General features: G+C 70.4%; 17 protein-coding genes and 1 pseudogene. 16 read left to right on the top strand and 2 right to left on the bottom strand.

The features are described 5' to 3' along the window. The first annotated feature begins 239 nt into the window (after positions 1-239). Entirely contained in the window at positions 240-2312 is a 2073-nt protein-coding gene (locus tag BM393_RS01435; protein WP_091720631.1) for a DUF1631 family protein, read from the top strand. A gap of 92 nt (positions 2313-2404) precedes the next feature. Then, the gene (locus BM393_RS01430) at positions 2405-4756 is read left to right on the top strand and encodes a patatin-like phospholipase family protein (RefSeq protein WP_217648369.1); all 2352 of its coding nucleotides are present in this window, start codon (positions 2405-2407) and stop codon (positions 4754-4756) included. Here BM393_RS01430 and yihA read toward each other — a convergent pair. Continuing rightward, positions 4732-5436: a ribosome biogenesis GTP-binding protein YihA/YsxC gene (yihA, locus tag BM393_RS01425; RefSeq protein WP_254783365.1), complete on the bottom strand. Its 705-nt coding sequence runs from the start codon at positions 5434-5436 to the stop codon at positions 4732-4734. The two genes, BM393_RS01430 and yihA, sit on opposite strands and share 25 nt — an antisense overlap. Positions 5437-5951: 515 nt before the next feature. Here yihA and BM393_RS01420 point away from each other — a divergent pair. The 6 genes from BM393_RS01420 to BM393_RS01395 all read left to right on the top strand — a co-directional run bounded on the left by BM393_RS01420 (position 5952) and on the right by BM393_RS01395 (position 12727). After that, on the top strand, positions 5952-6533 hold the full coding sequence (locus tag BM393_RS01420) for a cytochrome c (RefSeq protein ID WP_404932364.1): 582 nt from the start codon (positions 5952-5954) through the stop codon (positions 6531-6533). 126 nt (positions 6534-6659) lie between these two features. After that, positions 6660-8798, top strand: coding sequence for a cytochrome c biogenesis protein ResB (locus BM393_RS01415; RefSeq protein ID WP_254783165.1), 2139 nt, complete (start codon positions 6660-6662; stop codon positions 8796-8798). Between the two features lies 1 nt (position 8799). Continuing rightward, positions 8800-10218, top strand: a complete 1419-nt coding sequence (gene ccsB / locus BM393_RS01410; RefSeq protein WP_091720615.1) for a c-type cytochrome biogenesis protein CcsB — start codon at positions 8800-8802, stop codon at positions 10216-10218. Positions 10219-10405: 187 nt separating this feature from the next. Then, positions 10406-11398 carry a protein-methionine-sulfoxide reductase catalytic subunit MsrP gene (msrP, locus tag BM393_RS01405; protein WP_091720610.1) on the top strand — a complete coding sequence of 331 codons (993 nt, stop codon included), beginning with the start codon at positions 10406-10408 and terminating at the stop codon, positions 11396-11398. A gap of 70 nt (positions 11399-11468) precedes the next feature. Then, entirely contained in the window at positions 11469-12143 is a 675-nt protein-coding gene (locus BM393_RS01400) for a sulfite oxidase heme-binding subunit YedZ (RefSeq protein WP_091720606.1), read from the top strand. A 62-nt stretch (positions 12144-12205) separates the two neighbouring features. After that, the gene (locus BM393_RS01395) at positions 12206-12727 is read left to right on the top strand and encodes a GNAT family N-acetyltransferase (protein WP_091720603.1); all 522 of its coding nucleotides are present in this window, start codon (positions 12206-12208) and stop codon (positions 12725-12727) included. An 8-nt stretch (positions 12728-12735) separates the two neighbouring features. Here BM393_RS01395 and BM393_RS01390 read toward each other — a convergent pair whose 3' ends face one another. Then, positions 12736-13287 (bottom strand): NUDIX hydrolase, encoded by a 552-nt coding sequence (locus BM393_RS01390; protein WP_254783164.1) that lies wholly within the window; start codon positions 13285-13287, stop codon positions 12736-12738. Between the two features lie 94 nt (positions 13288-13381). On the opposite strand from BM393_RS01390, the gene BM393_RS01380 reads away from it, so the two are divergent. The 8 genes and pseudogenes from BM393_RS01380 to BM393_RS01350 all read left to right on the top strand — a co-directional run bounded on the left by BM393_RS01380 (position 13382) and on the right by BM393_RS01350 (position 20877). Next, positions 13382-14212 (top strand): APH(3') family aminoglycoside O-phosphotransferase, encoded by an 831-nt coding sequence (locus BM393_RS01380; protein WP_091720594.1) that lies wholly within the window; start codon positions 13382-13384, stop codon positions 14210-14212. A 149-nt stretch (positions 14213-14361) separates the two neighbouring features. Beyond that, positions 14362-15024: a response regulator transcription factor gene (locus tag BM393_RS01375; RefSeq protein ID WP_175538144.1), complete on the top strand. Its 663-nt coding sequence runs from the start codon at positions 14362-14364 to the stop codon at positions 15022-15024. A 219-nt stretch (positions 15025-15243) separates the two neighbouring features. Further along, a pseudogene (locus tag BM393_RS26015) lies at positions 15244-16224 on the top strand (NAD(P)/FAD-dependent oxidoreductase); the annotation flags it as partial. Positions 16225-16308: 84 nt separating this feature from the next. Beyond that, positions 16309-16677, top strand: a complete 369-nt coding sequence (locus tag BM393_RS26010) for a dihydroneopterin aldolase (protein ID WP_254783363.1) — start codon at positions 16309-16311, stop codon at positions 16675-16677. Between the two features lie 106 nt (positions 16678-16783). After that, the gene (gene ttcA / locus BM393_RS01365; protein WP_091720582.1) at positions 16784-17788 is read left to right on the top strand and encodes a tRNA 2-thiocytidine(32) synthetase TtcA; all 1005 of its coding nucleotides are present in this window, start codon (positions 16784-16786) and stop codon (positions 17786-17788) included. A gap of 251 nt (positions 17789-18039) precedes the next feature. Continuing rightward, complete coding sequence (locus BM393_RS01360; protein WP_091720579.1) at positions 18040-18681, top strand: DUF4136 domain-containing protein; 642 nt, start codon at positions 18040-18042, stop codon at positions 18679-18681. Between the two features lie 154 nt (positions 18682-18835). After that, positions 18836-20209 (top strand): bifunctional UDP-N-acetylglucosamine diphosphorylase/glucosamine-1-phosphate N-acetyltransferase GlmU, encoded by a 1374-nt coding sequence (gene glmU / locus BM393_RS01355; RefSeq protein ID WP_091720576.1) that lies wholly within the window; start codon positions 18836-18838, stop codon positions 20207-20209. 191 nt (positions 20210-20400) lie between these two features. Further along, the gene (locus tag BM393_RS01350) at positions 20401-20877 is read left to right on the top strand and encodes a hypothetical protein (protein WP_091720571.1); all 477 of its coding nucleotides are present in this window, start codon (positions 20401-20403) and stop codon (positions 20875-20877) included. Positions 20878-20975: the final 98 nt, after the last annotated feature.

Below are 20975 nucleotides of genomic sequence, written 5' to 3'. Positions count from 1 at the left end.
TGCGCGGGCCGCAACGGGAAAAAGATCGCCGCCCGGGGGCCGCTCTGTTTCCGTTGGATACGAACCGGGCAACGCGCTTGCTGGTCATCCCGGTCGGCATGCGCCCAGAATTGCCGGACCCGCCAGCCTCTTCGGCTCGGCACCGCAGGGGCTTTCCCCAGGTCGCACGGCCCCACGGGCCTGGGGGATGTCACTTGAATCAGGGGCGACCATAATGCGCTGACAACTTGTCACAAACGATGGCCCACGCCGCTTCGCCTTCCCTTCAAAGCCTGGTCGACGAGACCCTCGCCCACGTGCCCGCGCTGTCGCATGCGGTCTACAACGGCTTGCAGGACGAGCTCAAGAGCCGGCTGGAGCACCACCAGTTGCTGGCCGGATGGTCCAAGCGACGCGCCCACTTCGCCTCCGACCTCGAAGGCTCACTGGGCCGCCTGCTGGGCTTGGCGCGCGAAGGCGGCGATCCGCTGCAGCGCGAGCGGCAGGTGGCGGGCCGCGGGGAGCTGTCGCTGAGCCTGGTCGACGAGGGCCAGGCGCTGAAGGACGTCGCGATCGCGCACGTGATCACCGCCATCGAGGACCAGTCGCGCGCCGAGCTCCACCAGCTCGGCAATTTCTTCGCGGCGCTGCGCGGCATCGCCCGGCCGCTGAAGAACGACAACCCGCTGCGGGCCGCGTTGTTCGCGCAGGCGCTGTCCCGCGCGATCGAGGGCGTGGACCTCGATGCCGAAGGCCGTTATGCGCTGATGCGCATGGCCGCGCTGCCGCTGGCGCTGAAGCTGCAGCCGATCTACGCCTCGCTGTGCCAGGGCCTGCGGCAGGCGCAGCTGAGCGGCATGCTCACGAGCCACGGCGCCGCGCTGAAGGAATCGGACCTGCGGCGGCGCCAATTCAAGAGCATCACCGAGACGCCAACGCAGAACGCGACGCTGGACCAGGTCGCGCTCAAGCTGGACCTGATGAACACCCGCGCGGCCGAGCTGACCCCGGCGATGGCGCACCCGGGCCCCGCCGGCGCCGCGCCGGCCGCTCCGCCGCCCAAGCTCGGCCCCGGCACCGGCGCGCCGGGCACCGACCTGCTGTCGCGTCTGTACGACCAGATCCTGGCCGACGACAGCCTGCAGCCGCCGCTGAAGGTGCTGATGGGCCGGCTGCAGGTCGCGATCGTGCGGCTGTCCCGCGCCGACGCGACGCTGCTGCGGCGCCAGGACCATCCGACCTGGCAGCTGCTGAACCGCATCGCCGCGCACGGCGCGGGTTTCCAGCGGCCGGACGATGTCGACCTGAAGGCCTTCCTGCAATTCCTGGAGCGCGTGATCCAGCCGCTGCTGGACAGCGCCCATCCCTCGGCGCTGCAGTTCCAGCAGGCGCTGACCGAGGTCGACAGCCACATCCGCGCCCAGGCCGAGGCCCGCGGCCAGCGCAGCGCGGTGGCGCTGGAGCGGCTGGATCGCGAGCAGCGCCGGCAGGAGTGGCAGCGGATGCTGCGCGACCAGCTCGAGCACCAGCTCGACGACGCGCAGGCCGGCAAGCTGATGCGGCGTTTCCTGCTCGGGCCCTGGGTCGAGGTCATCGCGCATGCGATGGTCCAGCACGGCCGCGACGCGGTGGAGGCGCAGACCTCGATCGAGCTGGTCGACGCGCTGCTGCACAGCGTGTCGCCGCAGCCGGACGAGGCGGCGCGCCAGCGGCTGCGCAGCCAGTTGCCGGACCTGGTCCGGGCGCTGGAACGTGGCATGGACTCGATCGCGCTGCCGCCGATGCAGCGCCAGACCTTCCTCGACGAGCTGATGCGCCAGCATGGCCGCGTGCTGCGCGGCCTGCCGGCGGTCGAGGAAGCGGCGCCGGCGGCGCCTGCGCCCCGCCGCCCCGCCCAGACGCCGGAGGAGCTGCTGCAGCAGCTGCTGGACGAGCGCGAATCGCAGCTGCCCTCGCGCTGGGCCTACGAGCGGGTCGACCGCGGCCAGCTGCCGACCGTGCCGGTGGCGCTCTACAGCGAGGAACATTCGCCGCACGCGCAGGCCGCGCTGCAGGACTGGATCGCCGGCGTGCACATCGGCGGCTGGTACCACCTGTTCCACCGGAGCGAATGGATCACCGCGCAGATCGCCTGGATCAGCGACAGCCGCCAGATGTTCCTGTTCATCGGCCAGGCGCCGGAGGAGCGCCACTCGGTGACGCGCGGCGCGCTCGAGCAGCTGGTGGCCGCCGGCCTGATCACGCAGCTGGAGGATGCGCCGCTGCTGCAGCGCGCGATCGGCACGCTGATGCTGGACCTGGACCGCGCGCCCGCAGACGGCGACGATCGCTGACGGACACGCGGCCGCCGCCGGGGCCGGTTCGGGTCACAATGCGCGCGCCCCGGGCGCTTGCCGTGGGGCGCTCCGTCCCCCGTCCGCCGTCGATGCCCGCCGTGTTCCGCGATTCCCGAGCCGTTTTCCGCTTCGCCGGTGCCTCCGGCCTGCCCGCCCTGATGCTGGCGACCGTGCTGGCCGCCGCGCTGGCCGCGCCCGCGGTGCTGGCCCAGACCGTGCCGCCCAACCCGCCGCCCGGCCCGGTGCCGACGCCCGCCGCCGACCAGGCGCAGCGGCCCAAGCTGGCGCTGGTGCTGTCCGGCGGCGGCGCGCGCGGGCTGGCCCACGTCGGCGTGCTGAAGGTGCTCGAGCGCGAGCACATCCCCGTCGACATCGTCACCGGCACCTCGATGGGCGCCATCATCGGCGGGCTCTACGCCAGCGGCATGTCCGCCGAGGACCTGGATCGCGAGCTGTCGAGGATCGCGTGGGACCGGCTCTTCGCCAGCCGCGTCGATCGGCAGGACCTGTCGCAGCGCCGCAAGGAGGAGGACTTCGAGTTCTCCGCGACGATCGAATTCGGCCTGCGCGACGGCGAGGTGCGCGTGCCCACCGGCACCCTCTCCAGCCGCGGCCTGGAGGCGCTGCTGCGCCGGCTGACGCTGCCGGTGCGCAACGTGCGCCAGTTCGACCGCCTGCCGACGCCCTTCCGCGCCGTCGCCACCGACATGGAGAACGGCCAGGAGCGCATCCTGGCCGAGGGCGACCTGGCGCTGGCGCTGCGCTCCAGCATGAGCGTGCCCGGCGTGTTCGCGCCGGTCGAGTGGGAAGACCGCATCCTCGGCGACGGCGGCCTGGTCAACAACCTGCCGGTGGACGTGGCGCGCGAGATGGGCGCGACGCGCCTGATCGCCGTCAACGTCGGCACGCCGGTGGGTGGGCGCGAGACGCTGAACTCGCTGATCGGCCTGACGGCGCAGATGATCAACATCCTGACCGAGCAGAACGTGCAGCGCTCGATCGCCAGCATGTCCGCCGGCGAGGACCTGCTCATCACGCCGCAGCTGGGCAAGCTGACCTCAGGCGACTTCGACAAGGCGCGCGACTTCATCCGCGCCGGCGAGGAGGCGGCCCAGGCGCTGCTGCCGCAGCTGCGCGCCTATGCCGTCGACGACAAGACCTATGCCGACTGGCAGTTCGCGCGCATCGGGCTGAAGCCGCCGGCCGTCGTGCTCGCGGCGGTCAAGCTGGAGGGCTCGGACAACACCAATCCGGAGCGCTTCCGCAGCCAGCTCGAATCGAAGCCCGGCCAGGTCTTCAACAACGAGACGGCCGAGCGCGACATGCGCTTCCTCTCCTCCAGCGGCGACTACAACCGCGTCGACTATCACGTCGAGCAACGCGCCGATGGCGAGACGCTGGTCTTCAACATGGAGGACAAGCCCTGGGGGCCGAACTACTTCCGCGTCGGCATGGACCTGTCCACCGACTCGGGCGGCGACAGCTTCTTCAACCTGCGGCTGAGCCACAACCGCCACTGGCTGACCAGCAAGGGCACCGAGTGGCGCAACCAGATCACCATCGGCGAAACGCCGCGGCTCTACACCGAGCTCTACCACCCGCTCGGACTCAAGCTCGGCGTGGCCGACGACTGGTTCGTCAGCGCCTGGGCCGAGGCCAACCAGCGCAAGCAGATCGTCTATGACGACAACGACCCCGACAACGCCAGCCTGGGCCAGGCGCGCCTGGTGCGGCGCGACGGCACGCTGGGGCTGGACGTCGGCCAGCCCTGGGGCCGCTGGGGCGAGGTGCGGCTGGGCGTGATCAGCCAGGTCCGCCATGCCAAGCCCGACCTGATCACCGTCGCCACGCCCGCGATGGGCAAGCTGCGCTGGACCAGCTACGAGCGCGGCTTCCGCCTGCGCACCGTCGTCGACCAGCTGGACTACGCCAACTTCCCGCAGCACGGCTACCGCTTCACCGTCGAGGCCCAGGGCGGCCGCCAGGACAACCGCAACCTCAGCAGCGGCCGTTTCCTGCGCCTGAACATGGACGGCAACATGGTGCGCAGCTTCGGCGGCCACACCGTCAGCCTGTACGCGCGGGCGGTCGGTTCGCAGCAGCCCGACGACACCGGCCTGGGCGGCTACACGCTGGGCGGCTTCCATCAGCTGTCGGGCTACAACCCCAACCAGCTCAGCGGCAACTCGCTGTTGTTCACGCGGGCGACCTACTATCGGCGGCTGAACGACCAGCCCTTCCTGTCCCGCGGCTTCTTCGTCGGCGGCACGCTCGAGGCCGGCAACACCTGGCTGTCGCGCCGCGACATCAACATCAAGGACCTGCGCTACGCGAGCAGCGTGTTCCTCGGCTCGGACACGGGGCTGGGTCCGTTGTACGTGGGCATCGGCTACGCGCCGCGCGGCGGCACCGCGCTCTACGTGTTCATCGGCCGGCCCTGATCGGGCTCGGCGTCGGCGTTCTCATCGGGGTCGGCGTCGGCATCGGCTTCCTCGTCGTCCGATCGCAGCACCGGCTCGCGGTGGGCCCAGTCATAGAGCACCTCGGCGACGTCCTCCAGGCCCTGCTTGTTGAGCGCCGAGAACAGCGTGATGCCGATGTCCGCGTCCTCGGTGGCCAGCACGCCGATGTCCTTCTCGACCTGCGCCAGGACGGCGGCGCCTTCCTTGCGGTTGAGCTTGTCGGCCTTGGTCAGCACGATCAGCAGGCTGACCTCGCCGGCGGTGACGCGGTCGGAGACGAACTCCAGCAGCTGCTTGTCGAGGTCGGTCAGGCCCAGCCGCGAATCGACCATCAGCACCACGCCCGACAGCGATTCGCGCTCGCTGAGGTAGTCGGCCATGACGCGCTGCCAGCGCAGCTTGGCGTCGCGGGCGACCGCGGCGTAGCCATAGCCCGGCAGGTCGGCGAACAGCGCGTCCGGCGCGTCGCGCGGGCCCACCGCGAACAGGTTGATGTGCTGGGTGCGGCCCGGCGTCTTGGACGCGAAGGCCAGGCGCTTCTGCTGCGCCAGCGTGTTGACCGCCGTCGACTTGCCGGCGTTGGAGCGGCCGACGAAGGCGATCTCCGGCAGCTGGCGCGGGGCCAGGTCGTGCGCGAGCGCCTCGCCCTCGCTCGCCAGCGCGGAGCCGGCATCGCCTTCGGGCGCGCCGACGTCGGCGTCGTCCAGGAATTCGTCGAACTCGTCGTCGCCCGCGGCCTCGGCGCGCGCCTGGGCCTCGGCGGGCAGGACGCCGTTGACGGGCAGATGCTTGAGCTGGCTGGCGGTCGTCAGGAAGCGCGCGGTGTGCGTCCACGCCAGCGCGCGCTTGCCGGCCGTCAGCGGTTCGGTGCTGGCCGGCTTGACCGGCGGGGGCAGGCCTTGCGCCTTGAGCTTCTCGTTGGCCTTGGCACGCGCCTTGGCGGCGGCACGCTGACCGGTCTTGCCCGGACCGGGCTTCTTCTTCGGGGCCGCTGCGCGTCCCGCACCACGGCCTGCGGGTTTCCCTGGGGCCGCGGGAGCGGGTTTCTTGTTGGAATCGGTCATCGCGCTGCGGGGCTCAAAAGAGGTGCCATTGTAAGATCCCACGGTTGCGCTCACCCAACCCTCAACAATTCATGAAGACTGCCGCTTTCTTGTTGTCGAGTATGGTTTTGATGTCCGGCGCCGCCAACGCCGCCGAACCGCAAGCAGCCACCAAGCCCGATCTGACCAAGGGCCAGGCCATCAGCTCTCAAGTCTGCGCCGCCTGCCACACGGCGGACGGCTCCCGCGGCAGTCCCGCCAATCCCATCATCGCCGGCCAGCATGCCGACTACCTGGCCAAGCAGCTGCACGAGTTCAAGTCGGGCAAGCGCAAGAACGCGGTGATGTCGGGCATGGCCGCGCCGCTGTCGGATGCCGACATCCGCAACGTCTCGGCCTTCTACGCCAGCAAGGGCGCCAAGCCCGGCTTCGCGAAGAACAAGGAACTGATCGCCCTGGGCGAGAAGATCTACCGCGGCGGCATCGCCGACAAGCAGGTGCCCGCCTGCGCCGGCTGTCACAGCCCCAACGGCGCCGGCATCCCCGCGCAGTACCCGCGCCTGGGCGGCCAGCACAGCGACTACACCGAGGCCCAGCTGACCGCGTTCCGCGCTGGCGGCCGGCCCAACAGCCCACAGATGCTGGCCATCGCCGCGAAGATGAGCGACCGCGAGATCAAGGCGGTCTCCGACTACATCGCCGGCCTGCGCTGAGCGGCCGTCTCCGCCACGCCCCTTTGGGGGCAGGTGCCGACGAACGAGGCCGGTGATCCGATCACCGGCCTTCGTTTTTGCCGGCCCTCGCCCGATTCGTCGTTCCGGGCAACGAGAATGCCGGCCATGACCGAGAAGTCCCCCGACCGTCCCCCCCGGCCCGCCGCCCAGGTGGCGGCCCGTGTCGCGCTCGACGACGCGATGGAGCTGCTGGCGTCGATGCGTTTCGCGATCGCGCTGCTGACGGTGATCTGCATCGCCTCCGTGATCGGCACGGTGGTGCAGCAGCAGCAGCCGATGACGAACTACGTCAACCAGTTCGGGCCGTTCTGGTCGGAGCTGTTCGGCAAGCTCGACCTCTACACCGTCTACAGCGCCTGGTGGTTCCTGCTGATGCTGGGCTTCCTGGTCGTGTCGACCAGCCTGTGCATCGCGCGGCACACGCCCAGGATCCTGCGCGACCTGAAGACCTACAAGGAGACGATGCGGGAGCAGTCCATCCAGGCCTTCAAGCTCAAGGCGCTGGGCTACCTGCACATGAATCCGGAAGCGGCGCTGGGCCAGGTCAACGCCTGGCTGGCGGCCGAGGGCTGGAAGGCCCGCGCGCAGGTGCGCACCGGCGGCGTGATGATCGGCGCGCGCAAGGGCGCGGCGCACAAGATCGGCTACCTGGCGGCGCACTCGGCCATCGTGCTGATCTGCCTGGGCGGGCTGCTCGACGGCAACCTGATCGTGCGCGCGATCATGTGGGCGCAGGGCAAGCAGATCTACCAGGGCGCCGACCTGAACCAGATGACGGCGGTCAACCGGCTGGGCACGTCCAATCCCAGCTTCCGCGGCAACCTGTTCGTGCCCGAGGGCAGCCGCTCGTCGACCGCGCTGCTGTCCATGCCCACCGGCGTGGTGGTGCAGGACCTGCCCTTCGACGTCGAGCTGAAGAAATTCATCGTCGAGTACTACGCGACCGGCATGCCCAAGCTGTTCGCGAGCGACATCGTCATCCACGACCGCCGCGACGGCTCGTCGACGAAGGCGACCGTCAAGGTCAACGAGCCGGTCACCTACCGCGGCGTCACGCTCTACCAGAGCAGCTTCGAGGACGGCGGCTCGGGCATGAAGCTCAAGCTGCGCTCGCTGCAGTCGCCGCACGACACGCCGCTGGACGCCAAGGTCAACGGCACCACGACGCTGACGGTGGACGGCGAGTCCTACGGCCTGGAGTTCACCGGGCTGCGCGTCATCAACGTCGAGAACTTCGCCAACGACGGCAAGGACCAGGCCGGCACCGACGTGCGCAAGGTCGACCTGGTGGGCCGGCTCGAGCAGCACCTGGGCTCGGGCGCGAACGTCAGCGACCGCAAGACGCTGCGCAACGTCGGCCCGTCCTTCAGCTACAAGCTGCGCGACGCCAGCGGCCAGGCGCGCGAGTACAACAACTACATGCTGCCGCTGGAGCTGGAGGGCCACCGGGTCTACCTGCTCGGCGTGCGCGACACGCTGGCCGACAACTTCCGCTACCTGCGCGTGCCGGTGGACAGCAAGGACAGCATGGAGAGCTGGCTGGCGCTGCGCCGCGTGCTGGCCGATCCGGCGCAGCGGCTGCTCGCGGCGCGGCAGTACGCGCTGGGCGCCAGCCCACCCGACAAGCCGGCGATGCAGGCGCAGCTCGAGGCCACGGCGCTGCGCACGCTAACCCTGTTCGCCGGCGCCGAAGGCCTGAAGGCCGATGCGCCCGCGCAGGGCGCGGCGCTGGGCGGCCTGCCGGCGCTGTCGCAGTTCATCGAACGCGAGGTGCCCGAGCCCGAGCGCGCCCGCGTGTCCGAGGTGCTGCTGCGCATCCTCAACGGCAGCCTGTTCGAGCTCCACAAGCAGGCCGAGGAGCAGCTGGGCCGTCCCAAGCCGACGCCCGGCGACGCGACCCAGGCCTTCATGACGCAGGCGGTGCTGTCGCTGTCGGATGCGATGTTCTATCCCGCGCCGGTCCTGATGCAGCTGGACGACTTCCAGCAGGTCCAGGCCAGCGTGTTCCAGGTGACCCGCGCCCCTGGACAGACCCTGGTCTATCTGGGCGCCGTGTTGCTGATCGTCGGCGTGTTTGCGATGCTCTACGTCAAGGAGCGGCGGCTGTGGCTGTGGCTGGAGGCCGCGCCGGGACGCAGCGAACAGACCCGGGTCCGCATGGCCCTGTCCAGCAACCGCGATTCGCCCGACCTGCCCGTCGAATTCCAAGCGCTCAAGCAGCGGCTGCTGCATGAGGAGGCCTGACATGAACAGCACCTACTCCCCCGCCGAGTCGTCGGCCCTGCCCTCGCAGCTGCCGGGCGCCTCCGAGGCGACGCCGCAGCGCTCGCTGGTGATCGGCCGGCGCGGTTACTTCCACGGCCGCAATGCGTTCGACTGGATCTTCGCGGCGCTGGTGCTGATCGGCGCGGGCTTCGCGTTCAGCCGCTATCACGCGTCGATGGACGTCTACGAGAAGGGCATCCTGGCCGGCGCGGCGCCGGCGCTGATCGCGCTGGGCTGGTTCTGGCGGCCGCTGCGGCCGCTGTGCCTGATCGTCGGCGCGGCCAGCCTGTTCGCGATCCAGCTCTACCTGAGACAGACCGACGACTTCGGCGCCGACCTGGCCGCGGCGGACAAGGTCTTCTTCCTGAAGTACATGCTGTCCAGCCAGAGCGCGATCCTGTGGATGAGCGTGCTGGTGTGGATGAGCACCCTTTTCTACTGGCTGGGCTTCTTCCAGAAGGCCGGCGGCCACAGCGCGGCCGAGGCGATCGGCACCCGGCTGGCCTGGGGTGCGGTGGGCATGGCGCTGATCGGCACGATGGTGCGCTGGTTCGAGAGCCACCAGATCGCGCCCGACATCGGCCACATCCCGGTGAGCAACCTCTACGAGGTCTTCGTGCTCTTCACCTGGCTGACGACGCTGATGTACCTGTACTACGAGCAGCGCTTCGCCACGCGCGCGCTGGGCGCCTACGTGATGCTGGTGGTCAGCGCGGCGGTCGGTTTCCTGCTCTGGTACACGGTGGCGCGCGAGGCGCATGAGATCCAGCCGCTGGTGCCCGCGCTGCAGAGCTGGTGGATGAAGATCCATGTGCCGGCGAACTTCATCGGCTACGGCAGCTTCGCGATGGCGGCGATGGTGGCGCTGGCGACGCTGCTCAAGACCGCGACGCCGCGCGCGCTGGTGATCGGCCTGATCGGCGTGCCGGTGGGGCTGGTGGCGGTGCTGCTGGCCTTCCGCTTCGGCGCGAACGTGTCGCCGGAGCTGGCCGCCGGCCTGAACGGCTGGGCCGGCAAGATGGCCGGCGTGGCGGTGTTCCTGGCGGCGAGCGTCGCGCTGCGCGGCCCGCTGACGGCGCGGCTGCCGGACTTGTCGACGCTGGACGACCTGGCCTACAAGGCGATCGCGCTGGGCTTCGCCTTCTTCACGATCGCGACCATCCTGGGCGCCTTCTGGGCGGCCGAGGCCTGGGGCGGCTACTGGAGCTGGGACCCGAAGGAAACCTGGGCGCTGATCGTCTGGCTGAACTACGCGGCCTGGCTGCACATGCGCCTGATGAAGGGCCTGCGCGGCGTGGTGAGCGCCTGGTGGGCGCTGATCGGCCTGCTGGTCACGACCTTCGCCTTCCTGGGCGTCAACATGTTCCTGTCGGGCCTGCATTCCTACGGCACGCTGTAAGGCGGCTCGGATTCGAGCGAGGGCGGCGTCGGGCGAGGAGTCCACGCCGCCCTCCTTCTTTCGAGGTAGGCCGCGCCACGCGCCGGGTCCCCTCCGGGCCCTGAACGAGGGGACTTAAGCGCGATCTCATGAAATCCCGCGGCGGGCGGCGTAAGGTGCGAGGCTTCCCTCCCCCCGAAGGTCAGCCATGCATTTCCACAAGCCACGCGACGGCCAGCGCATCCCCGCTTCCGAGATCACGCCCCGCGAGGTCCACGACGCCCGACGCGACTGGCTGAAGACGGCGGGCGCGCTGGGCCTGACCGGGATCGGCCTGAGCGGCCTGTCCGCGGGCGTCCAGGCCCAGACGGCGGGCCCGGGCAAGCTGGCGAAGCTGCCCGGCGCGAAGAGCGCCGTCGCGGGCGCCACCGTCATGGAGAAGCTGACCGCCTACAAGGATGTCACTTCCTACAACAACTTCTATGAGTTCGGCACCGACAAGTCGGACCCGGCGGAGAACGCCCACACGCTGAAGCCGCGGCCCTGGTCCGTGGTCATCGAGGGCGAATGCGCCAAGCCGGGCCGCTTCGGCCTGGAGGACCTGCTCAAGGTCGCCCCGATGGAGGAGCGCGTCTACCGGCTGCGCTGCGTCGAGGGCTGGTCGATGGTGATCCCGTGGGTGGGGTACTCGCTGTCGGAGCTGCTGAAGAAGGCGGAGCCGACCGGCAAGGCCAGGTACGTCGAGTTCACGACGCTGGCCGACAAGGCGCAGATGCCGGGCGTGCGCTCGGGCGTGCTGGACTGGCCCTATGTCGAGGGCCTGCGCATCGACGAAGCGATGCATCCGCTGACGCTGATGGCCTTCGGCCTGTACGGCGAGGTGCTGCCCAACCAGAACGGCGCGCCGCTGCGGCTGGTGGTGCCCTGGAAGTACGGCTTCAAGTCGGCCAAGTCCATCGTCAAGATCCGCTTCGTCGAGAAGCAGCCGGTGAGCAGTTGGACCAAGGCGGCGCAACAGGAATACGGCTTCTATTCCAACGTCAACCCGACGGTCGACCACCCGCGCTGGAGCCAGGCCACCGAGCGCCGCATCGGCGAGGACGGCCTCTTCGCCAAGCGCCGCCCGACGCTGATGTTCAACGGCTACGAGGCGCAGGTCGGGCAGCTGTACGCCGGCATGGACCTGAAGAAGAACTTCTGAGCGCGGCGCGCCGCCCGGCCCCACCGCGGCCACCGGACGCCGCCGCCGGCCATCGCCATTGCATCCACCGATGACCTCCGTTCCCCCTTCCACCGCTGCCACGTCCACCTCCGCGACGGCGCCGGCTGCCGCGCGCCGCGCGCCGGCGAGGCGTCATCCGCTGCTGCATCCGGCGGCCAAGGTCGTGCTTTTCCTGCTGTGCCTGCTGCCGCTGGCCTGGTACGTCTTCGGCGCCTTCACCGAGCGGCTGGGCGCGAACCCGGCCGAGACGCTGATCCGCGGCCTGGGCGACTGGGCACTGCGCCTGCTGTGGATCACGCTGGCGGTGACGCCGCTGCGCACCTGGACGAACCAGCCGGCGCTGGCGCGCTTCCGCCGGATGCTGGGCCTGTTCGCCTTCTTCTACGCCAGCCTGCACCTGCTGGCCTACGGTTGGCTGGACAAGGGGCTGGACTTGGCCGACATCCTGCGCGACATCGGCAAGCGGCCCTTCATCCTGATGGGCTTCACCGCCTGGCTGCTGCTGGTGCCGCTGGCGGCGACCTCGTTCAACCGCGCGATCAAGGCACTGGGCGCGCCGCGCTGGCAGGCGCTGCACAAGCTGGTGTACGCGATCGCGATCGTCGGGCTGATGCACTTCATCTGGATGCGCGCCGGCAAGAACAACTTCGCCGAGCCGCTGGTCTATGGCTCGATCCTGGCGGTGCTGCTGGGATGGCGGGCGTTTCGGCGGATGAAGCGCTGAACGGGCGCGGCGGTCGCGGTCGCTACGCCGCTATGCTCGGCGACTTCGGCCGCCGTTGACTCATGCTGAGCCTGCACCCCGTCTCCGAGCGCGACGTCGTCGCGCTACGCCGCTTCGAAATCGACAACCGCGCGTTCTTCGAGTCGCACATCAATGCCCGGCCGCCGGCCTATTACGACGCGGGCGGCATCGAGGCCGCCGTCGTCACCGCGCTGCGGGAGGCTGCCGCCGACATCGGCCACCAGTACCTGATCCGCGAGGCGGATGGCGAGCTCGTCGGACGCATCAACCTGAGCCATGTGCGCCGCAGGCATTTCCATTCGTGCGAGCTGGGCTACCGGATCGCGGAGCGGGCCAATGGCCGCGGCCATGCGAAGGAGGCGGTGAAGCTGGTGCTGGCCAAGGCCTTCAACGAGCTCGGCCTGGTCCGGATCGAGGCGAAGGCGCGAGCCGGGAACCTCGGCTCGCTCAAGGTCCTGCGACACAACGGCTTCACCGAGTTCGGCCGATCCATGCGCAGCTTCCAGCTCCACGACGAGTGGGAAGACATGCTGCACTTCGAGCGCCGAGCGCCGGGTCGCTGAGCCGGTCGCTACCGGCGCTCGACCGTCCGCAGCAGGTCGGCCAGGCGCTCCGGCCACACCGTCGCGGGGGTGGACGCGAGTTCCACCGCCGACCACCAGCGGTGGTCCGCCATCACGTCCCGCTCCAGCGCCGTCCAGCCCTCGCGCGACAGCCGCCGATCGGCGATGCGCACGACGAAGAAGCGTTCCTGCGCCCACACGCGTTCGCCGTCGGGCAGCAGCAGTTCGAAGTCGCGCGATGCGATCGCCGCGCCGATCTCGCGCACGACGATCCCCGTCTCCTCGCGCAGCTCGCGGATCGCAACCTCGGCGAAGCTCTCGCCGTCCTCGACGCCGCCACCCGGCGTCGCCCAGAAGTCCTGACCCGCCATCGGGCCAGTCTTGTGCACGAAGCGGAAGAGCAGCACATGGCCCTCAGGATCGAGGACGAGCAGTCGCGCCGAAGGGCGACGTCGCATCGAGGCCGGAGGAACGGTCGGATCGGTCGGATCGGTCGGATCGGTCGGATCGGTCGGATCGGTCGGATCGGTCGGGACGGTCGGGACGGTCGGAGCGGTCATGGGCGGCGATTCTCTGCGCGGCGCGCCTACCGTGTCCTCCGTCCTGTGCGTGCCACACGCCGATACTCGCGCGATCGTCTCTCCTTCACGCGACATGACCGACGACGCCGAGACCGACGACCTCCGTGAGATTCCCGCTTCCGCGCCTTCGCTGCCACCGTCGCTGGCCGGGGCGCTCGCAGGCCGCGAGTGGCACCGCAATCTGGTCGGCGAGGCCGGCGCCCTCGTGCATCGGCTGCGGCGCGAGGGCTCGCCCGATCTCTACCTGAAGCACGGCGATGGGGAAGCCGCAACAGCCATCGTCGATGAATTCGCCCGGCTGCGCTGGCTCAGCGGGCGCTGGCCCGTGCCGGCGGTCGCGCATTTCGAGGCGACCGGCGGGACCGCCTGGCTGCTGACGCAGGCCCTGCCCGGCCGCACCGCCTACGAATGGCTCGAAGCGGCGCCGGATCGCGCGCCGGCGATCGTCGCGTCGATCGGGCGCTGCCTGCGCCGCCTGCATGCGCTGCCGGTGGAGACCTGCCCGTTCAGCGCGAGCCACCGCCTGCAACTGGACCTCGCCCGCCAGCGGCTCGAGGCCGGGTTGATCGACGCCGACGACTTCGACGACGCGCGCCAGGGCTGGACGCCCGAGCAGGTGTGGCGCGCGCTCGGCGAGCTGCTGCCGCTGGAGGAAGACCGCGTCGTCAGCCACGGCGACTTCTCGCTCGACAACCTTCTGATGAGCGCCGAGGGCGAGGTGGCCGGCGTGATCGACGTCGGCCGCGCCGGCATCGCCGACCGCTATCGCGACCTCGCGATCCTGGCCAACTGCCTCGATGAGTTCGGTCCGTCGCTGGGCGAGGTCCTCTTCTCGGCCTACGGCATCGCCGCGCCGGACGCACGCAAGCTCGAGTTCCATCTGCTGCTGGACGAGTGCTTCTGAGGCCGCGGCGCGCCGTCGCCGCCCCTGCCTCCGGCTGAGCCGACCTATACCAACGCAGGATGTCGGCGGCCGCGTCGCGCTCCTACCCTTGCGCCCGGGGTCGACGCTCGGCGCGCGGCCCGCAGGACCGAGTAGAAAGGACGCCCGCCGTGTTCCATGCCGCCTTCGCCCGCATCCAGGTGCGGGTCGCCCATTCCGACCCCGTCGTCGCCGCCGGCCTGGCCAGCCTGCTGTCGCGCGAGGGGGACATCGACGTCCTCGACGACCGCATCGAGCTGCCCGGCGTCGCGCGCGCGGGCCGACGGACCGACGTCGTCATCGCCGACTACGCCCGCGCCATGGCGCTGGCCGCCCTGCGCGCCAGCGACGACGCCGACCGCGCGACCGGCTCGGGCGAGACGTCCGCGCCGCGGGTGATGGTCCTCACCGCCCACGACCGCGAACAGGACGTGCGCAGCGCGCTGGAGGCCGGCGTGGACGGGTATGTCGAGCTGGGCTGCGCGTCGCAGGAACTGGTGGCCGGCGTGCGGCACCTGGCGCGCGGCTCGCGTTACCTGAGCGCGCTCGCCGCCCGGCGCGTCGCCGACAGCATGACGCGCTGCCGCCTGACCGGCCGCGAGCGCCAGGTGCTGCGCCTGGTCGCCGACGGCAAGAGCAACAAGGCGATCGCGCTGGCGCTGGACATCTCGGCCGGCACGGTGAAGACCCACATGAAGGGCATCCTGGGCAAGCTCGCCGCCGCCACCCGCACCCAGGCGGCCACGATCGCGCGGGAGCGCGGCCTGCTCGCGGCCGACAGCGCGGTGCTCTGAGCGCGCGGGCCGTTCGGGAGATCCGACCCGGTCGGCCGTGACACGCGTCACCGGCTGGCGCCCCGTCGCGTCCGCAGAAGGCCCCCGATGGCGGTTTCCGGCGCTCATCCGGGATAATCCCCGGTTTGCTCGGGATGGCGGACGCCGCCTCGCCGGGCCCGGGCCGGGCTGACCGGCCTCCCTGCGCCGGCGCCCCGCCGGCCGACGCCACGCCCGCCCATGTCCCAGAACTCGCCCGACCGCCTGCCCGCCAGCCTGCCCGCGCTCGTCGATGCCGCCATCGTCGGCGGCGGTCCGGCCGGTTGCAGCGCCGCCAGCTGGCTGACCCAGCTGGGCCTGAGCGTCGCGCTGATCGAGCGCGCCCCGCGCCTGTGCGACAGCCTGCGCCCGCTCGAGTACCGCCAGGACTGGTTGCTCGGCGCGCCCGGCGAGTCGCTGGCCGAGCTGGGCGAGCGCTACGCGGCCCATGTCGCTGCCCAGTCCGGCGTGCACGCGCTGACGGACCAGACGATCCACCACCTCGATTGGCAGGCGGAACAGGGCTGGACGCTCTACTTCGACGGCGGCCCGGCCTTCGCCGTCAATGCGCCGGATGCCGCCGACGCCCCCGGCGCACGCGACGCGGCCGGCCTGCGCCCGCTGCGCGCCCGCGCGCTGCTGCTCGCCACCGGCCTGACGCCGCGCCATCCGGCGCCGCTGTACCCCGCCAGCGACCGCCATGGCCGGGTGCTCGACGCGGTCGAGTTGACGGCCGTCCGCGACCGTCTGCCGCCCGGCAAGGTGCTGCTGCTGGGCGGCGGCGACAACGCCGTCGAGAACGCGCTGTACCTCGCCGGTCGCGGCCATGCGGTCACGCTCTGGTCGCGCTCCGAGTGGCGCGCGCAAAGCCACCTGGTCCAGCAGCTGGACAGCCTGCCCGGCCTGCGCCGCCGTCCCGCGCAGGCCTTGCCGACCGCGGTCACCGCCTCGGCCGAAGGGGTGATCGTCACCTCCAAGGCGCACGGCGAGGAAGCGTTCGACCATGTCGCGGTGCTGCTCGGTTACGAGCCCGAGCCCTCCGCCTGGCTCAAGGTCGCCGATGCGCTGCAGCGGGCCGGCGTCACCGCGCCCTCGCAGCCCTTCCGCGACGAACCGCGCTTCGGCGTGCTGGGCCTGTTCGTCGCCGGCGACGCCAGCGGCCGCCAGCATCCCTGCGTGCAGACCGCGCTGGGCGACGGCGTCGTCGCGGCCAAGCAGATCGAGGCCTTCCTGCGCCCGCTGCGCGAGTCGCAGCCGCCGCCCGCGCTGCGCCGCAACAACCGCCAGGTCATCCACATCAACGGGCTGCGCTTCGGCGCCAACCTCGGCGTGCTCGACTTCGAGCGCGAGGGCCCGCAACCGATCCAGGTCGACGCCGAAGTGAACCTCGGCGCCCAGACCATCGTCTCGCGCGATGCCGACATCGGCCACGTGCTGGACTACCGCCGCGTGCGCGCGATCATCATCGACGAGTGCACCGCCGAACACACCGACCTGCTCGAGGCCCTGCTGGGCAAGCTCAGCGTCCGGCTGATGAAGCTGCCGGGCGTGGTGGGCGTGCGCATCAAGGTGACCAAGCTCGAAATCTTCCCCGACTGCCAGGTCGCGATCTCCGCCGAATGCGGGACCTGGTAGGCCCACCCCCTACGCGCTGACGCGCGCCCCCTCAAGGGGGCGGGCCTGGCGGCCCGGCAGAGCCGGCTCCGCGGGCCCCGCTTGATGAATACATTGAGGACAGAACATGACCGACTCGACCACCACCATTGAAGGCCTCGACCTGGCAGCCGCGGACACCGCCGACGCCGCGGCCAAGAAGCACGCGCATGAGATGAACAAGCTCTCCAAGCGCCTGCATCGCCAGGTGGGCCAGGCGATCGCCGACTTCAACATGATCGAGGACGGCGACAAGGTCATGGTCTGCGTGTCCGGCGGCAAGGACAGCTACTCGCTGCTGGACATCCTGATCAACCTGCGCGACCGCGCGCCGATCAAGTTCGACATCGTCGCCGTCAACCTCGACCAGAAGCAGCCCGGCTTCCCGGAGGACGTGCTGCCCGCCTACCTGAAGTCGCGCGGCGTGGACTTCCACATCGAGGAGCAGGACACCTACTCCATCGTCAAGCGCCTGGTGCCGGAGGGCAAGACGACCTGCTCGCTGTGCTCGCGGCTGCGTCGCGGCATCCTGTACCGCGTGGCGGGAGAGCTCGGCGCGACCAAGATCGCGCTCGGGCACCACCGCGACGACATCGTCACCACGCTGATGCTGAACATGTTCTTCGGCAGCCGGATGAAGGGCATGCCGCCCAAGCTGGTCAGCGACGACGGGAAGAACGTCGTGATCCGGCCGCTGGCGTATGTGAAGGAGTCGGACCTGGAACGCTGGGCCGAGCACCGCGAGTTCCCGATCATTCCGTGCAACCTGTGCGGCAGCCAGCCCAACCTCCAGCGCGCGACGGTGAAGGCGATGCTGCAGGATTGGGACCGCCGCTTCCCGGGGCGTGTCGACAACATGTTCACCGCGATGGGGAACATCGTGACCTCGCACATGATGGATCGCGAGCTGTTCCCGTTCCAGACGATCAAGGCCACCGGGGCGCCGGTCGCCGACGGGGACATCGCGTTCGATGAGGATGAGCAGTGCGGCACGCCGGCGCCGGCCACCGGGGTGGTCAAGCTGGTCCGCCCCGGGCAAGTCCCGGCACCGCTGGACGATGCGGGCGAGGCCTATTCGGCGGCGGATGACTGAGCGCCCATCGCTGGAGTGACAACGGTTCATGCGTGAGGGCCAGCGACCGTAGCAGTCATGCCGCACGCCGGCTTCGCGCTTTCATACGAAGAGATACCCCGCATTGACCGTGCCGTCACGCGGCTCCCACACACGGGTCAACCGCGCGAGGCCACAATCGTTGCACCGTCACGCCGCGTACTGGCGTCATCACCGGGCGCGGCAACTGCCCCGGCTGACGACCGTCAGCGGCATTTGACCTGGAGGTTTCCATGTTCACCTTGAATCGTCGACTGGCCCTGGCGAGCCTCGGCGCGGCAGCCGTGCTGTCGCTCACCGCGTGTGCCTCGCTCAATTCCGTTTCGGCCGATGCCCAGAGCTTCGGCTCCTGGCCCGCCGCCCGGCAGGCGGGCACCTTCGCCTTCGAGCGGCTGCCCTCGCAGCAACGCGACGCCGCGGGTCAGGCGACGCTCGAGGACGCCGCCCGTGGCGCGCTGCTGAAGGCCGGCTTCACCGAGGCCAGCGATCCGAAGGCGGCGGACGTGCTGGTGTCGCTCGGTGCCCGCATCACCCGCACCGCCACCGCGCCGTGGGACGACCCGCTGTGGTGGCGCTGGAACGGCAGCTACTGGGGCTGGCGCTACGGCCCGGCCTGGCGGCCGTACTACAGCCGCTGGGGCTACGCCTACCCGATGGACCCGATGATGGAGCGCCGCTACGACCGCGAAGTCGCCATGCTGCTGCGCGACCGCAAGTCCAACGAGCCGCTGTACGAGGCCCGCGCCTCCAGTGACGGCTTCACCGAGGGCGGCAAGGAGCTGTTCGGCGCGCTGTTCGAGGCCTCGATGGCCGACTTCCCGGCCACCCGCCCCGAGCCGCACCGCGTGAGCGTGCAGCTGACGCCTTCCAAGTAAGGCCTTCGGGCGCCGGACCCCGGTGGGTCGCCGCGGACGGCGCCCGCCGCCGGTGCCAACAAACGGCGACAACCGGTCACGGCGCCGCCCTCAGGGGCGTCGCGGGCGACCCCGATAATCGCGGTCTCTCCAACAGGGAACCGCGATTTTTCTTATGTCGCTGAACATCGTCGTCATGGCCGCGGGCAAGGGCACCCGCATGAAGTCCAGCCTGCCCAAGGTGCTCCACAAGCTGGCCGGCCGCGCGTTGCTGCGACACGTGCTGGCCAACACCGCGTCCCTGCAGGCGGACGCGCGCATCGTCATCACCGGCCACGGCGCCGACCAGGTCGAGGCGGCCATCGGTGGCGAAGGCGTGCGCTTCGTGCGTCAGGAGCCGCAGCTGGGCACCGGCCATGCGATCCAGCAGACCGTCCCGGCGCTCACGGCCGGCGGCAGCACGCTCATCCTCAGCGGCGACACCCCGCTCATCAGCACCGCCACGACGCGTGCCCTGGTCGAGGCCTGCGGCGGCGAGCGGCTGGTGCTGCTGACCATCGAATACGCCGATCCCACCGGCTACGGCCGCATCGTGCGCGATGGCGAGCAGGTCAAGGCCATCGTCGAGCACAAGGACGCCAGCGACGAGCAGCGCCGCCTCCGCGAGTGCTACACCGGCATCATGGCCGCGCCGACCGAGGCGCTGAAGCGCTGGGTCGGCCAGCTCGACAACAAGAACGCGCAGGGCGAGTACTACCTGACCGACATCGTCGCGATGGCGGTCGCCGAGGGCGTGCCGGTGGTCGGCGTGAAGACCGCGGACGAGACCGAGGTCCTGGGCGTCAACAGCCCGTCCCAGCTGGCGCACCTGGAGCGCCGCTTCCAGCTCGTGCAGGCCGAGGCCTTGATGACTGCCGGCGTGCGCCTGGCCGATCCTTCGCGCTTCGACCTGCGCGGCACGCTGCACTGCGGCAAGGATGTCGAGATCGACGTCAACTGCGTCTTCGAAGGCGAGGTCACGCTGGGCGACGGCGTGCGCATCGGCGCCAACTGCGTGATCCGCAACGCCACGATCGGCGCCGGCGCCCGCATCCATGAGTTCACCCACATCGATGGCGAGGCCGCTGGCGCCAGCGTCGGCGAGGGCGCGCTCATCGGCCCCTTCGCACGGCTGCGCCCCGGTGCGAAGCTGGGCGCCGAGGTCCACATCGGCAACTTCGTCGAGGTCAAGAACTCCACGCTGGCCAAGGGGGCCAAGGCCAATCACCTGGCCTACCTCGGCGATGCCACGGTCGGCGAGCGGGTCAACTACGGCGCCGGCAGCATCACCGCCAACTACGACGGTGCCAACAAGCACCGCACCACCATCGGCGCGGACGTGCACGTCGGTTCCAACTGCGTGCTGGTGGCCCCGGTCACCCTGGGCGACGGCGCCACCATCGGCGGCGGTTCCACCATCACCAAGGACGTCGAACCGGGCGGCCTCGCTGTGGCGCGCGGCCGACAAACCGTGATTTCCGGCTGGTCCCGCCCCAAGAAGGTGAAGTGATTCACCCAAATAGGCCAGGAACTGCGTAAGCTCTGCCACTCGTGTCACGAAGTGTGACAAGTTCACGGGATTGAGATCCACGGCGTTTGCCGGGTTGGCGTTCCCCCCAAGCTGCGGGAGGCGCGTTTGCCACGGCTTCCCTAGGATCCTTTTCGTTGACCGGCTGACCCGCTGTTCCCAGCTGAATCCTTATGGCGAACTCCAAAACTGCTGCTCTGCTGCTGCCCCAGGATGACGACGTGACAGTCGTGCCGCCGGCGTCTGCCGGGCTGGATGCGTTGGCGGATTGTTCCGAGGATCCGGCGGCGCAGGCGGCTCGTGCCGAGGCGCTGGAGCAGCTCGCGATGTCGCACGCGATGTGCGATCAGGCGGCGGATGCCTGCTTCTACCTGTGCCGTAGCCTGGGATTGGCGCGTCAGCAGCAGACGCCGGATGCGGCGCCTGATCTGGAGTTGCTGTTCCAGCTATTGGGTGCGCTGGCGGATCTGCCGAGCGAGGTCTCGGCGCTGCCGCTGCCGGAAGGTGAGGCCGATGGTCTGGGCGTGGCGGAACTCTGTCATCAGCTGAGCGCAGCCCGTGACCTGACGACCGCCGCGTGGCACGAAGCCACCGAATCCGACGCCTCGATCGCCGCATGCCCTGCGGCGCCCGCTCACGCGCTGCACTGACTCCGTCGCGCCCCACCACGGGCCTTCGGCAACCGCCACTGGCCTTCCGCCACGGCTTTTCGCAACCGCCACGGCAGCGCTAAAAGGCTGCCAATCTA

This window comes from Mitsuaria sp. PDC51, assembly GCF_900113225.1.
Taxonomy (GTDB): Bacteria; Pseudomonadota; Gammaproteobacteria; order Burkholderiales; family Burkholderiaceae_C; genus Roseateles.
This window is presented reverse-complemented; position numbering and strand designations above follow the sequence as displayed.